This window comes from Streptomyces sp. NPDC005492 (genome assembly GCF_040605995.1).
Lineage (GTDB): Bacteria > Actinomycetota > Actinomycetes > Streptomycetales > Streptomycetaceae > Streptomyces.
This window is the reverse complement of sequence record NZ_JBEXDX010000012.1, coordinates 15,492-28,832: the sequence shown is the minus strand read 5'-3', so window position 1 is coordinate 28,832 and position 13,341 is coordinate 15,492. Positions and strand designations below refer to the sequence as shown.

9 protein-coding genes, 1 tRNA gene and 1 pseudogene are annotated in these 13,341 nt (G+C 71.0%); 6 read left to right on the top strand and 5 right to left on the bottom strand.

Features of this window, described 5'->3' with window-relative positions; genetic code table 11:
* Positions 1 to 7: 7 nt before the first annotated feature.
* Positions 8 to 2,411, bottom strand: a pseudogene (locus ABZT04_RS18360) (hypothetical protein).
* Positions 2,412 to 2,476: 65 nt separating this feature from the next.
* Between ABZT04_RS18360 and ABZT04_RS18355 the strand changes: the two are divergent.
* Together ABZT04_RS18355 and ABZT04_RS18350 are read left to right on the top strand one after the other, a co-directional pair.
* Positions 2,477 to 2,923 carry an SRPBCC family protein gene (locus ABZT04_RS18355; RefSeq protein WP_356057856.1) on the top strand — a complete coding sequence of 149 codons (447 nt, stop codon included), beginning with the start codon at positions 2,477 to 2,479 and terminating at the stop codon, positions 2,921 to 2,923.
* A 39-nt stretch (positions 2,924 to 2,962) separates the two neighbouring features.
* Positions 2,963 to 3,034: transfer RNA gene (locus ABZT04_RS18350), tRNA-Val, on the top strand.
* Between the two features lie 60 nt (positions 3,035 to 3,094).
* Here ABZT04_RS18350 and ABZT04_RS18345 read toward each other — a convergent pair.
* The gene (locus tag ABZT04_RS18345; protein WP_356057644.1) at positions 3,095 to 3,823 is read right to left on the bottom strand and encodes a 3'-5' exonuclease; all 729 of its coding nucleotides are present in this window, start codon (positions 3,821 to 3,823) and stop codon (positions 3,095 to 3,097) included.
* Between the two features lie 169 nt (positions 3,824 to 3,992).
* Here ABZT04_RS18345 and ABZT04_RS18340 point away from each other — a divergent pair, with 169 nt between their 5' ends.
* The 3 genes from ABZT04_RS18340 to thrS all read left to right on the top strand — a co-directional run bounded on the left by ABZT04_RS18340 (position 3,993) and on the right by thrS (position 7,889).
* Entirely contained in the window at positions 3,993 to 4,559 is a 567-nt protein-coding gene (locus ABZT04_RS18340; protein ID WP_093624554.1) for a DUF4365 domain-containing protein, read from the top strand.
* Positions 4,556 to 5,797, top strand: a complete 1,242-nt coding sequence (locus ABZT04_RS18335) for a hypothetical protein (RefSeq protein WP_356057643.1) — start codon at positions 4,556 to 4,558, stop codon at positions 5,795 to 5,797. The genes ABZT04_RS18340 and ABZT04_RS18335 overlap by 4 nt, the downstream gene beginning before the upstream one ends.
* 115 nt (positions 5,798 to 5,912) lie before the next feature.
* A complete protein-coding gene (gene thrS, locus ABZT04_RS18330; protein ID WP_356057642.1) occupies positions 5,913 to 7,889 on the top strand; it encodes a threonine--tRNA ligase in 1,977 nt (658 codons plus the stop codon).
* Positions 7,890 to 7,920: 31 nt separating this feature from the next.
* Here thrS and ABZT04_RS18325 read toward each other — a convergent pair whose 3' ends face one another.
* Positions 7,921 to 8,577 (bottom strand): potassium channel family protein, encoded by a 657-nt coding sequence (locus ABZT04_RS18325; RefSeq protein ID WP_356057640.1) that lies wholly within the window; start codon positions 8,575 to 8,577, stop codon positions 7,921 to 7,923.
* Positions 8,578 to 8,644: 67 nt separating this feature from the next.
* On the opposite strand from ABZT04_RS18325, the gene ABZT04_RS18320 reads away from it, so the two are divergent.
* Complete coding sequence (locus ABZT04_RS18320; protein ID WP_355919073.1) at positions 8,645 to 9,205, top strand: HIT domain-containing protein; 561 nt, start codon at positions 8,645 to 8,647, stop codon at positions 9,203 to 9,205.
* A gap of 19 nt (positions 9,206 to 9,224) precedes the next feature.
* Here the strand turns inward: ABZT04_RS18320 and ABZT04_RS18315 are convergent, their stop codons facing one another.
* Both ABZT04_RS18315 and ABZT04_RS18310 read right to left on the bottom strand, forming a co-directional pair.
* Positions 9,225 to 10,892 (bottom strand): hypothetical protein, encoded by a 1,668-nt coding sequence (locus tag ABZT04_RS18315; protein ID WP_356057638.1) that lies wholly within the window; start codon positions 10,890 to 10,892, stop codon positions 9,225 to 9,227.
* 163 nt (positions 10,893 to 11,055) lie between these two features.
* The gene (locus ABZT04_RS18310; protein WP_356057637.1) at positions 11,056 to 13,254 is read right to left on the bottom strand and encodes an elongation factor G-like protein EF-G2; all 2,199 of its coding nucleotides are present in this window, start codon (positions 13,252 to 13,254) and stop codon (positions 11,056 to 11,058) included.
* Between the last annotated feature and the right edge of the window lie 87 nt (positions 13,255 to 13,341).

Genomic DNA, 13,341 nt, shown 5'->3' with positions numbered 1-13,341 from the left:
CGGAGAGCTAGTTCATCTTTCCCAGCACCTCCCGCACCCGCCGGGCGTCCCTGATTCGCTGCTCGTACGTGGCACCGAGTGCGAGCAGCAGGACCCCGGCGAGGGCGGGCGGTGCCCAGCGGGGCAGGGCGCCGACCACCTGGGCGAGATACGGGGCGAGTTCGTGCAGCGCGTCCAGGACGAGGGTGCCGCCGCCGAGGACGAGCGGCGCCTGGAGGCGGTGTCGTGCGCCGATCAGCGTGACGACCAGCGCGGCCGTACCCAGCAGCAGCGGGCGTGTCCAGTGCGCGTCCGCCCAGGCCGCGAGGAGGCTCGGGGCGAGTGTGGCGGCCAACCCGGGGCCGTACGCCGTCCAGGACGAGGCGTTCGGGTCGCGGCGCCTGCGCAGCGCGCCCACGAACAGCGCCGGGACGGTCACCGGCAACGTGTACGCCTCGGGGCTGCCGACGTCCCACGCGGACAGGCGTACCCAGGTGGCGAGGACGAAGAGGGCGGCGGCCGCATAGCCGACGTCCCTGCGCTCGGGCCGTACCGCCGTGCCGGCCGCGATCACCCCGCACAGGGCCAACACCAGTGCCAGCATGGGCAGTTCGCCCGCCGCGAGAACGATCGCGACCAGAGCCGCGGCCACGCCCGTGATCTCGACGACCATGGTGGTGACCGGGTCGGCGATGCGCGTGGCCAGCAGTGCGGCGGTCGCCGGTACGACGAGGACCAGCAGCGCGATGTGCTGTGGCTGCCAGTCCAGGGCGGCCCCGACAGCGCAGGTGAGGGCCGTGGCGTACCCGAGGGAAGCGGCGGCGGAGGCCGGTGCGAGACGCCCGCGCCAGGCCGCCCCCGCGAACACGGCGGTCAGGGAGGCGAGTACGGCGAGCGTGGCCGGCTCCGTGGCCAGCGAGAGGGCGGCCAGGCTGAGCGAGGTGAGCAGGGCGAGGAGGACGGCGGCACGGTGCGCGAGGGCGAGCAAGGCCACGATCGCGAGGCCCTGCACCAACAGGCTCAGGCCGTACGGAAGTTGGAGTGTCGTCGGGGCGGTGATCACCATCGCCCACACCAGGGTCAGTGCTGCGGTTCGTGCCTGGGGCCGCCATTCGGTGTTGCTGACCGCGAAGGTCAGGACCGCGGCAACCGTCGCGAGAACCAGGGGAGTTGCGGTCGTGTGCGCCGGCCAGAAGGCGCCCATCGTCGCCGCGTCGCGGGCGTCCCCCTGCGCACCGGACCAGGCATGTGACACCCACGCGGCCGGACCCAGCAGCGTGACACCGACCACCGGCACCGTCCACAGCACCGCACCCGCCTGTACGACACCGGAGGCCCAGCCGAGACCATGGCGCACGGGCTCGGGGAGCCGGCCCCGTACAAGCGTCAACAGGGCGATGCCGCATGCCCGGAACCGTCCAGTCGGCGGGGAGTGACGCGCGCAGCATGCCGCCGAGCGCGGCGACCACGAACAGGCCGCCCGCCGCGGCTGTACCCGTCCGCAGTCCCCGACCGTCCGCGAGCCACGCGGTGCCGAACGCGCCCGCCGCCGCGAGAGTGAAGAGCGCCGCCGCACGGGCGGCGGCGCCCGGACCGGCCGCGTCCAAGGAGATCAGGCCGGCCGCCAGCACGCCCCAGCCACCCATGCCGAACGCGCCGCCGGCGGCGACGAGACGAACGGCCTTGGGGGAGACCCGGAGCGCGACAACCATGTCGATCACGGCGGTCAGCAGCACCGCGGCCGTGATGGTGTGCGGGCCCCCGCCGACCGCGATCGCCCAGAGAATCAAGGGGAGTTGGGCGATCACGAGCGCGGCGGGGAGGGGAAGGAGAAGGGTCGTCGAGGTGGGCAGCGCGGCCGGGACCGGGAGTGCCGCGAGCCCGAGGCCGTACGCCGTCCAGAGCGCCGTCAGTACCGTCGCCGCTGCCGCCGCGAAGGTCACGCCGTCACCGGCAGGGAACGCCACCTCGTGCAGCGCGTAGGCGTCCAGCACCGTCAGGACGAGGCCGAGGCCCGCGAGCGACTCGGCCGTGGAACGCAGCCCCCGCCGCAGCAGCGCCACCGGTGCGCCGAGCGTGGCCAGGGTCACCGCGCCCAGCACCAGGGCCCGGCCCGCGATGCCCAGGTTCCCCCAGCTCACCAGGGTGAACGCCATCGCCGCGAGGGTGAGCAGGATGCCGCCGAGCAGGAGCAGCACGTTCTGCACGCCCGGTGCGGAGGCCTCCGGGCGGGGCGATGCGGTGGGCGGAGGCGGCACGGGCGCGGGCCGGACCGGCTGGAGCACGGTCAGCAGCCAGGCCCGGCGGTGCAGCAACTGGGCCCGGCGGGCGTCCAGTTGGCGCAGCTCGGCGTCCAGAAGCCCCAACTCCACGGCCGGGGGCGGAATGTGCGTCATGGTTCGGAGTGTGGTGCCCGTCACGTCGTACGACATGAGTACGCGTACTCAAACGAACCTGGTTGACGGGAGACGGGCCCATGAGCGGGCAGACTCCCGCCATGGACTGGACCCACTACCGCTTCCACACCCGCTGGGCCCTGCCCGCGCCGCCCGCCGTCGTCTACCCGGTCCTGGAGCGGGCCGAGGAGTATCCGCGCTGGTGGCCGCAGGTGCGCGAGGTCAAGCAGCTCGACGACACCACCGGCGTCATCCGCATCAGGGCGAGCCTGCCGTACGCCCTGACCTTCACCGCGCGGGAGGTGCGACGCGATCCGGCCGCCGGGGTCCTGGAGATCTCGATGACCGGCGACCTGGCGGGCTGGGCACGCTGGACGCTCACGGCCGACGGCCCCGGCACGCTCGCCCGCTACGACCAGGAGGTCGACCTGAACCAGCCGCTGCTGAGGCGGTTCGCCGTCCCCGGAAGGCCGGTGTTCCGGCTCAACCACGCGCTGATGATGCGGGCCGGACGGCGCGGGCTCCTCGCGTACCTGGAAGCGGTTTGAAGGAAACCGGCGGGGGCCTGTATTGTTCAGTCCGTTCCCGGGCGATTAGCTCAGTGGGAGAGCGCTTCGTTCACACCGAAGAGGTCACTGGTTCGAACCCAGTATCGCCCACCGGGAAAGGCCGGTCCGCAGTAGCGGACCGGCCTTTTTGTGCGCCGACGCGGCGGTCGTCTAGGCCGCCTCGGCCGTCAGGTCCGGGCGCATGGGCCATGACGGATCCACCGGCTCCGGCGTACCGCTGCGCGCGAACCACGCCTGGAGACCGCGTGCTTGTGCCGCGTGCCACGTCGACTGCAACGTGTGGAGTTCGGCCGGCGACAGGCGTTCCAGCCGGGTCGCGAAGCGGCGGCCCACCGCCCGTACGACATCCAGGGACGCCAGCGCGTCCGCGCCCGCGTCGTGCGCCCCCTCCAGCGTGACGCCGTAGTGCGCGCACAGGTCGGTGAGGGTGCGGCGGCCCTTGCGGTAGCGGTCCAGGTGTTTGTCCAGGACCCGGGGGTCCAGCACCCGCAGCGCCGTCGACTCGAACCAGTGGTCAAGACAGGACGCGCGATGGCGGCGCAGCTCCCGGTCCAGGAGGGTCAGGTCGAAGGGCGCGTTCATCACCACCAACGGGCGTCCCATGGCGGCCTGTTCGGCCAACTCGTCGGCTATCTCACGCATCACCGGCGCAGGCCAGCGGCCGTTGCGCTGAAGATGCTCGTCCGTCAGTCCGTGAATCGCCGTCGCCCCCGCGGGCACCGGCACCCCAGGGTTCACCAGCCACCGGGTCACCCGTGGCCGGGTACCGGGGGTGTCCTGGACGACGACCGCGGCCGACACGATCCGGTCGGTCTCCACATCGATGCCCGTGGTCTCCGTGTCGAACGCGGCCAACGGGCCCTCGTACCAGCACGTCATACGTACACAACTCCTCGTTCACCCACGGCAGGTGACGTACCGTCTTCTGCCTGTTTGGTGATACCCGGGCTGTTTGCGCCGTACGCCGGAAGGACACAACAGGAGTGCGGGTCTTTGCAGTTCAGCGGCTCGCCACGGGGAAACACTTGGCGCGGAAGGCGACTTGGTCATGGTGATAGCGCAGCCCGAGCGGGGCGGGCTGCTGCCCGAACGGACGGCACCCCATCGCGGATCGCTCGCCACCACCGCCTGCATGGAGACTCTGCAGGTGGGCTATCTGCACGCCGTCGCCGCCGCGGCCGGCTGTTCGCTGTCCCAGCCCTTCCCGGACAACGGCATCGACTGGCACGTCAGCCACGGCTCGCCCGGGCACACCGTCGACGACGAGGTCACCATCAAGGTGCAGCTCAAGTGCACCTACCAGATCCCGCCGAACCCGCCGGGCCGCTCCTTCTCCTTCACGCTCGACAACGACCATCTGCGCAAGCTCGCCCGTACCCCGGTCTCGGTGCACAAGATCCTGGTCGTGATGCTCGTCCCGCGTTCCCAGGACGACTGGCTGCGCGCCAGCCACGACCGGCTCGATCTGCGGCACTGCTGCTACTGGGTCAACCTCGCCGGCCACGCGATCACCGGCCGGACCCGGACCACCGTGCGCATACCGACCGCACGCATCTTCGACGACCGGGCGCTGTGCGAGATCATGACGCGGGTCGGGACGGGAGGCAGGCCATGAGGCACCGCTCGGTCGAGGAACACCTGCGGTCGGTACGACCGCATCCCGACGACCATGCCGTCACCACCTCTTGGGAGCGGCCCCCCGAGGCCGACCAGGTCGACCCGGCCGTCCTCGGCGCCCTGCTGCGCCGGCACGGCTGGCAGCGGCGCGGCGGCGCCCCCGGACGGTACGGCCGCTGGACCCCACCCGGGCCCGGCGGCTCGGGCACCAGCCTGCTGGTCCCCGAGAGCCGGGCCTTCCCCGACAGCGACGACCTGCTCGGCGAGGCGCTCGTCGCCCTCGCCCGCAGCAACAGCCCCTCCGCGCGCGAGGTCCTGGTCGGCCTCGCCGTACCGAGCGACGAGATCCGCTGGTGGCGCGATGTCCCGACCGGCCCGGCCGGCGCCGCGTCCTGGACCGTCGAGGACCAACTGCGTGCCGCCGCCCGCCAGATGCTCCTCGCCGCCGCACTCGCCACCCGCGCCCGGGCCGGCTACTACGGCGCCCGCCACCGCCGCCCGGCCGCCGCGTCCCTGGAGAACGTCCTCGTGGGTTCCGCGTCGGGAGGGCGCCAACTGACCGCGTTCGTTCCTGTCGACACCGGGCGCGCCCTCGCCGTACGCCTCCACCATGCGCTGTACGCCACCCGCGAGGCGATCGACTACGAGCGGGCCACCGGCGGCATGGACGCCTTCGACGGCGCCGTCGAGGCGGGCGTCAGCCGTGAGCTGACCGAGGCCGTCGTCGCCCTGGTGCGGGGCACCGAGGGGGCCCGGATCGCCGTCGAGTGGGCGCCGGCCGCGGGGGTGCCCGAGGGCTGCGCCGCCCCCGCCGAGGCCGTCGAGTTCTCGCCCGGCGACCTGCCCGTGCTGCGCGCGGCCGGGGCCCGCTACCTCCGCGAGGAACCGGCCATGCCGGTCCGCATCACCGGCTCGGTGGTGCGGATGCGCCGGTCGGGGCCGCGCGGCGAGGGCACCGTACGGCTGCAGGTGATCGCGGGCGCCGAGGTCGGGCACGTCCGGATGACGCTGGACGAGGAGTCCTACCGGATAGCCGGTCACGCCCATCTCGTCGGCCTCCCGGTGCGGGTGCACGGACGGCTGGAGAGCCGGGGCGGCTTCCGCAGGCTGACCGGCGCCTCGGGGGTCGTACCCGTGCAGGTGGACGAGGCGGAGCGGGACCGGCTGATGAAGTCGATCCAGGGGCACGGGGAGAACACAGACTTCTTCGAGGAGGCGTGCAGCGGGGAGGAGTGAGGGAGGGGAGCCCGGGGGCGACCGTTTCGCGGTGGGCCCCGTAGGGTCGGTACGATCCCCTATTGCGCGCGCTCACGGTATGGCGCCGCATCCACCCTGCAGTCAGGAGAGACCGGTGTCAGACGTCCGTGTGATCATCCAACGCGATTCCGAGCGGGAAGAGCGCACGGTGACGACGGGCACCACGGCCGCGGAGCTCTTCGCCGGCGAGCGCTCGATCATCGCCGCGCGTGTGGCCGGAGAGCTCAAGGACCTCGCGTACGAGGTGCGGGACGGCGAGCAGGTCGAGCCCGTCGAGATCTCCTCCGCCGACGGTCTCAACATCCTGCGCCACTCCACCGCGCACGTCATGGCACAGGCCGTGCAGGAGCTGTTCCCCGAGGCCAAGCTCGGCATCGGCCCGCCGGTCAAGGACGGTTTCTACTACGACTTCGACGTCGAGCGGCCGTTCACGCCCGAGGATCTCAAGGCCATCGAGAAGAAGATGCAGGAGATCCAGAAGCGGGGGCAGAGGTTCTCCCGCCGCGTGGTCACGGACGAGGCGGCTCGTGAGGAGCTGGCTTCCGAGCCGTACAAGCTCGAACTGATCGGCATCAAGGGCTCCGCCTCGACCGACGACGGCGCGGACGTCGAGGTCGGCGGCGGCGAGCTGACGATCTACGACAACCTCGACGCCAAGACCGGCGACCTGTGCTGGAAGGACCTCTGCCGCGGTCCCCACCTGCCCACCACGCGCAACATCCCGGCGTTCAAGCTGATGCGCAACGCCGCCGCGTACTGGCGCGGCAGCGAGAAGAACCCCATGCTCCAGCGCATCTACGGCACCGCCTGGCCCTCCAAGGAGGAGCTGAAGGCGCACCTCGACTTCCTGATCGAGGCCGAGAAGCGCGACCACCGCAAGCTGGGCAACGAACTGGACCTGTTCTCCATCCCGGACCAGATCGGCTCGGGCCTCGCCGTCTTCCACCCCAAGGGCGGGGTCGTCCGCCGGGTGATGGAGGACTACTCGCGGCGCCGCCACGAGGAGGAGGGCTACGAGTTCGTCTACACCCCGCACGCGACGAAGGGGAAGCTCTTCGAGACGTCCGGGCACCTGGACTGGTACGCCGACGGCATGTACCCGCCCATGCAGCTCGACGAGGGCGTGGACTACTACCTCAAGCCCATGAACTGCCCGATGCACAACCTGATCTTCGACGCGCGCGGCCGCTCCTACCGTGAACTGCCGCTGCGCCTCTTCGAGTTCGGGACCGTGTACCGGTACGAGAAGTCGGGCGTCGTGCACGGCCTCACCCGCGCGCGGGGCTTCACGCAGGACGACGCGCACATCTACTGCACGCGCGAGCAGATGGCCGACGAGCTGGACAAGACGCTCACCTTCGTCCTCAACCTGCTGCGCGACTACGGTCTGACGGACTTCTACCTGGAGCTGTCGACCAAGGACCCGGAGAAGTTCGTCGGCTCGGACGAGGTCTGGGAAGAGGCCACCGAGACGCTGCGACAGGTCGCCGAGAAGCAGGGGCTGCCGCTGGTGCCCGACCCGGGCGGCGCCGCCTTCTACGGGCCGAAGATCTCCGTCCAGACCAAGGACGCGATCGGCAGGACCTGGCAGATGTCCACGGTCCAGCTCGACTTCAACCTGCCGGAGCGCTTCGACCTGGAGTACACCGGGCCGGACGGCTCCAAGCAGCGGCCGGTCATGATCCACCGCGCGCTGTTCGGCTCCATCGAGCGGTTCTTCGCGGTGCTGCTCGAGCACTACGCGGGGGCGTTCCCGGCGTGGCTGGCGCCGGTGCAGGCGGTCGGGATCCCGATCGGGGACGGACATGTCGAGTACCTGGAGAAGTTCGCCGTAGCGGCCAAGAAGAAGGGGCTGCGCGTCGAGGTCGACTCGTCCTCGGACCGGATGCAGAAGAAGATCAGGAACGCCCAGAAGCAGAAGGTGCCGTTCATGGTCATCGTCGGCGACGAGGACATGAACGGCGGCACGGTGTCCTTCCGTTACCGCGACGGCTCGCAGGAGAACGGCATCGCGTTCGACGAGGCCATCGCCAAGATCGAGCAGATCGTGGCGAACCGCGTCCAGGTCTGATCCAACGCCGCTACGGAGGCCCCCGGGGAGATCAGCTCCCCGGGGGCCTCTCGTCGTCCTCCCGCGCGAAGACCTGGAGCAGCCAGGACGCGAAGGTTCCGGTGACCGTGCCGAGGAGGGCAAGACCGATGGCCATCATGCCGACCGCGATCAGGCGGCCGAGCGGGGTGACGGGCACGACATCGCCGTAGCCGACGGTCGCGAAGGTGGCGCAGGTCCACCAGACGGCGTCGCCAAAGGTCTTGATCGTCGCGTCGGGGGCCGTGTGTTCCTGCTGGTAGACGGAGAGGGCGCCCGCGAAGCCCAGCAGGACGGTGGAGAGGCCGGCGTAGACGATCACGCGCGCGTGCAGGGCGAGCCGGGGTCGGCCGTGCCGGCGCTGGACGGCCTCGTAGACCTTGACGACGCGCAGCGGGCGCAGCAGGGGCAGGAGCAGTACCAAGGTGTCCAGCCAGTGCTTCCGGACGAAGCGCAGCCGCTGTCCGCTGAGCCGCCAGCGGACCGCGTAGTCGACGGCGAAGAGCGCCCAGGCGGCGAACAGCACGGCGAGGCAGAGGTCCTGCCAGTCGGACGGCAGGCCGTGGGCGAGGATACGGACCGCGTACGCGCCGAGGTAGACCATCGACACCACGGCGAGCGGAACCTCGGTGCGTCGCTCCCACCGCTCCATGCGCCTGTCGTCGTCCATCGGTCCAGCTTGGCGGCGGGCCCCCCTCGCGCAACCCCGGCGACACGCCGCGAACGGGCGAAGCCATATGCTGACTTGCATGACGAGTGAGCCGGAGCAGCAGATCGGAGTGGGGACGCCGGACGCGTTCCAGCGCCTGTGGACCCCGCACCGGATGGCCTACATCCAGGGTGAGAACAAGCCGACCGGACCCGGGGCCGACGACGGTTGCCCCTTCTGCTCGATCCCGGCGAAATCGGACGAGGACGGGCTGATCGTCAGGCGCGGGGACCTGGTGTACGGGGTGCTCAACCTGTACCCGTACAACGGCGGCCATCTGATGGTCGTGCCCTACCGTCACGTCGCCGACTACACCGATCTGACCGACGCGGAGACCGTGGAACTCGCGGCCCTCACCAAGCAGGCGATGACGGCCCTGCGGACCGCGTCCGGTGCCCACGGCTTCAACATCGGCATGAACCAGGGGAGTGTGGCGGGCGCCGGCATCGCCGCCCACCTGCACCAGCACATCGTCCCGCGCTGGGGCGGCGACACCAACTTCATGCCGGTCGTCGGCCACACCAAGGTGCTGCCCCAACTCCTCGCGGACACACGGAAGATGCTCGCGGACGCGTGGCCCACGGTGTGAGCCACGAGCCGCGCTGGTCTCACGCGTCGTAGACGTCGGCCTTGCGCGGTGACGCGTCCTGCACGTTCGTGCTGAGGAACGCCGAGCGGTTGCCGAACTTCTCCGTGTCCACGCCGTTCTCGTCCAGGACGCGGATCGCGGCGGCGTGGACCACCCGCAGGACCGGTGTCGCGGCGCGCAGCGCGTCGTCCGCCATGAAGCGGTGGCGCCAGGGCTGGTCGGCCCAGGCGTGCCGCAGGCCGAACGGCTCGGGCAGGGATATGGAGCCCCCGAGCCAGTTCAGCAGCGGCGGGTACCAGGTGAGCGGGGCGCGGACCGCGAGGCGTACGACCTCGTCGGTGGGGACGAGGGGGAGCTTGACCTTGCGGGTCTCCCATGGCTTGAGGGTCTTCTGGACGTCCCTGGTGGGAGCCTCGGGCTTGCCGGTGAACAGCGAGTTCACCGGACCCAGGGCGTGCCCGGTGATCTCGATGCGGAGCGTCTTGTGGAGCACGGTCACGGTGATCATCATCGTGATGACCAACTGGCCTTCCCAGAGCGTCCATTGGACACCCAGGTAGTGCCGGTCGCCGGCGCCGAACTGCTGCTTGTTGCAGATGTCCTGGATGGCGTGCGACTTGACCTGGTACGCCTCGACGTCCGTGCCCTCGGGGCGGGACACCGCCTTGGCGCCCTCACCGATCGGTGTGACGATCCAGTGGCGTACGGACGCCTTCGGGAAGCCGCCGGTGTTGATCGTGTTCCGCTCCAGCATGCGGAGGTCGTCGTGGATGTTGCGGATGACGTCCCAACTGCGGAAGGGGTGGATCTCCCGGTCGGCGTCGCGCGCGATCAGATCCTCGGCGAGCTGCCAGCTTCCCCAGCGGGTGCCCATGCCGAGGATGCCCTTGGGCCCGGCGTAGAAGACCGAGTTGGACTGCTGCTCGGCACTGAGCTTGGCCAGGGCCTGACGGAGCTGCTCGGCCTGGGTCTCGCCGGGGCTGGTCGGCACCGCCTCGGGGACCTTGGCGCCGACACTGCTGCCGGAGAGCAGGCTGTCCCAGCGCTCGCGCAGGTCCCGCGCGGTCTTCTCGCAAATCTGCTTGGCCCACAGCCAGCCGACGACGGGGAGGACGACACACGCGCGTGCGTACCAGCCCCCGAAGCCCTTGAACGGCATCTTGATCAGGAAGAGCACGGCGATGGCGCCCACCGCGACGAGCAGGGCCGTGGCGAGGGCGCCGGCCCCCTTGTTCTTCTGGGTGCTCTTGTCGATCAGGTTGCGCAACTGGAAGATCAGCAGCCAGACCACGAGCCCGGGCAGGAAGAGCAGACCGCACAACACCATGACCATGGACAGCCGGTTGTCCCGGGCCCGGCGGATGTTGTTGGCCGCCAGGGCGTGCTCGACGACGGCCTGCGGTTCGGTACCGAACGACTGGATGAGGGGCTTGCGTCCGGGGCCCAGCAGGCGGGTCACCAGGGCTCCCGAGAACGCCTCGCCGAGGTTGGGGCGGAAGATCGTCGCCCACTTGCGGCCCGCGTTGACGGTCGTCTGGTGCCATTCGTTGTCGGCCTTCTTGATGTCCACGACCGGGTTGTCCCGGTAGGCCGCCGAGGCCAGCGCGAAGGTCGCCGTCTGTCCCTCGCCGCCCGTCAGCGGCACCTGTGGTCCGAAGATGTCCGCGTAACCGCTGTCAACGGTCATTCCCGCCCCCGATCGCCGCTGCTCCCGCTTCTGCGGCTTTCCCGACTTCCGTGCTCCGCACACCTGTTGATCAGGTCATCAGCGTATCCGCACCGACTGACATTCGTCGGCGGACAACCGAAGCCGCCCGCCGACACCCAAGGATCTTTGAAGCACGGGGCAACTAGGGTGCGTCGCCCGCCTGTTCGCGGATCCTCTCGGCGATCTGCGGTGGCATCGGTTCGTGCCGGGCGTACGCGCGCTGGAAGCGGGCCGTGCCGTGCGAGAGGGAGCGGAGGTCCACGGCATAGCGGCCGATCTCTATCTCGGGCACCTCGGCCCGGATCAGGGTGCGGCCGCCGGTCGTCTGCTCGGTGCCGAGCACCCGGCCCCGGCGCCCGGACAGATCGCTCATGACCGCGCCCACGTAGTCGTCGCCGACCAGCACGGTCACCTCGGCCACCGGTTCGAGGAGATGGATCTTCGCGTCGGTCGCCGCCTCCCGCAGGGCCAGCGCGCCGGCCGTCTGGAACGCGGCGTCCGAGGAGTCCACCGAGTGCGCCTTGCCGTCCAGCAGCGTGATGCGTACGTCGAGGAGCGGATGTCCGGCGGCAACTCCCTTGGCGGCCTGGGCCCTTACGCCCTTCTCCACCGAGGGGATGAACTGCCGGGGCACCGCGCCGCCGATGACCTTGTCCACGAACTCGATGCCGGTGCCGCCCGGCAGCGGCTCGACCTCGATCTCGCAGATCGCGAACTGCCCGTGTCCGCCGGACTGTTTGACGTGCCGGCCGCGCCCGTGCGCCTTGGCGGCGAACGTCTCGCGCAGGGAGACCTTGTGCGGGACGAGGTCGACCTGGACGCCGTAGCGGCTGCGCAGCCGTTCCAGGGCGACGTCCGCGTGGGCCTCGCCGAGGCACCACAGGACGACCTGGTGGGTGTCCTGGTTCTGTTCCAGGCGCATGGTCGGGTCCTCGGCGACGAGCCTGCTCAGGCCCTGCGAGAGCTTGTCCTCGTCCGCCTTGCTGTGCGCCTGGATGGCGAGCGGCAGCAGCGGGTCGGGCATCTCCCAGGGCTCCATGAGCAGCGGGTCGTCCTTGGCGGAGAGGGTGTCCCCGGTCTCCGCGCGGCCCAGTTTCGCCACGCACGCGAGGTCACCGGCGATGCAGTGCGTGAGCGCCCGCTGCTGCTTGCCGAAGGGCGCGGACAGGGCGCCGACGCGTTCGTCGACGTCGTGGTCCTCGTGGCCGCGGTCGGCGAGCCCGTGCCCGGAGACGTGGATCGTCTCGTCGGGGCGCAGGGTGCCGGAGAAGACGCGGACCAGGGAGACCCGGCCGACGTAGGGGTCGGAGGCGGTCTTCACGACCTCGGCGACCAGCGGCCCGTTCGGGTCGCACGGCTTCAGCTCGCGCGCCCTGCCGTCGACCGTGGTGACACCGGGCGCCTCGCGCTCCAGCGGGGTCGGGAAACCACCTGTGATCAGCTCCAGCAGTTCGACGGTGCCGAGGCCCTGGCGGGAGCCCTCGGCGGCGGGGGCGGCGGCCAGCACGGGGAAGAAGACCCCGCGCGCCACGGCCCGCTCCAGGTCGCCGATCAGCGTCTTGACGTCGATCTCCTCACCGCCGAGATAGCGGTCCATGAGGGTCTCGTCCTCGCTCTCCGAGATGATCCCCTCGATGAGCCGGTTGCGGGCCTCCTCGATCCCCGGCACCTGATCCGGGCCGGGCTCGGACTCCTTGCGCTCCCCGGACGCGTAGTCGAACACCTTCTGCGACAGCAGCCCGACCAGACCGGTCACGGGCGCGTGCCCGTCCGGCCCCGGCGCGCCGCGCAGCGGCAGATACAGCGGGAGTACGGCGTCGGGGTCGTCCGCGCCGAAGGCCTCCGCGCAGGTGCGGGTCATCCCCTCGAAGTCCGCGCGGGCGGACTCCAGGTGCGTGATGACGATGGCGCGCGGCATGCCGACCGCCGCGCACTCCTCCCACACCATGCGGGTCGAGCCGTCCACGCCGTCGGAGGCCGAGACGACGAAGAGGGCCGCGTCCGCCGCACGCAGACCGGCCCTCAACTCCCCGACGAAATCGGCGTATCCGGGAGTGTCCAGCAGATTGACCTTGTACCCGTCCCACTCGACGGGCACCAGGGAGAGCTGCACCGAGCGCTGCTGCCGGTGCTCGATCTCGTCGTAGTCGGAGACGGTGCCGCCGTCCTCCACGCGGCCCGCCCGGTTCACCGCCCCCGCGGTCAGCGCGAGGGCCTCCACCAGAGTCGTCTTGCCCGATCCGGAGTGGCCGACCAGCACCACATTCCGTACGGACGCGGGGTGGTCGGCCGCCGTAGCCCTGCCGGCGGCTCCGGGGTGTGCGTTCGCCTTGTCGCCCATGGTCTTGCCTCCCGTACACGGTGAGGTCACTGTGGGCGCGGACACACGCAGCCGCGTGCGGTGGCGGCTCCGATGACGCCCGCGGTC

Coding starts and splice junctions, on each gene's coding strand:
- ABZT04_RS18340 (WP_093624554.1), top strand. CDS start 3,993: ATGGTGATAGCGCAGCCCGAGCGGGGCGGGCTGCTGCCCGAACGGACG.
- ABZT04_RS18310 (WP_356057637.1), bottom strand. CDS start 13,254: ATGGGCGACAAGGCGAACGCACACCCCGGAGCCGCCGGCAGGGCTACG.
- ABZT04_RS18320 (WP_355919073.1), top strand. CDS start 8,645: ATGCTGACTTGCATGACGAGTGAGCCGGAGCAGCAGATCGGAGTGGGG.
- ABZT04_RS18355 (WP_356057856.1), top strand. CDS start 2,477: ATGGACTGGACCCACTACCGCTTCCACACCCGCTGGGCCCTGCCCGCG.
- ABZT04_RS18345 (WP_356057644.1), bottom strand. CDS start 3,823: ATGACGTGCTGGTACGAGGGCCCGTTGGCCGCGTTCGACACGGAGACC.
- ABZT04_RS18335 (WP_356057643.1), top strand. CDS start 4,556: ATGAGGCACCGCTCGGTCGAGGAACACCTGCGGTCGGTACGACCGCAT.
- ABZT04_RS18325 (WP_356057640.1), bottom strand. CDS start 8,577: ATGGACGACGACAGGCGCATGGAGCGGTGGGAGCGACGCACCGAGGTT.
- ABZT04_RS18315 (WP_356057638.1), bottom strand. CDS start 10,892: ATGACCGTTGACAGCGGTTACGCGGACATCTTCGGACCACAGGTGCCG.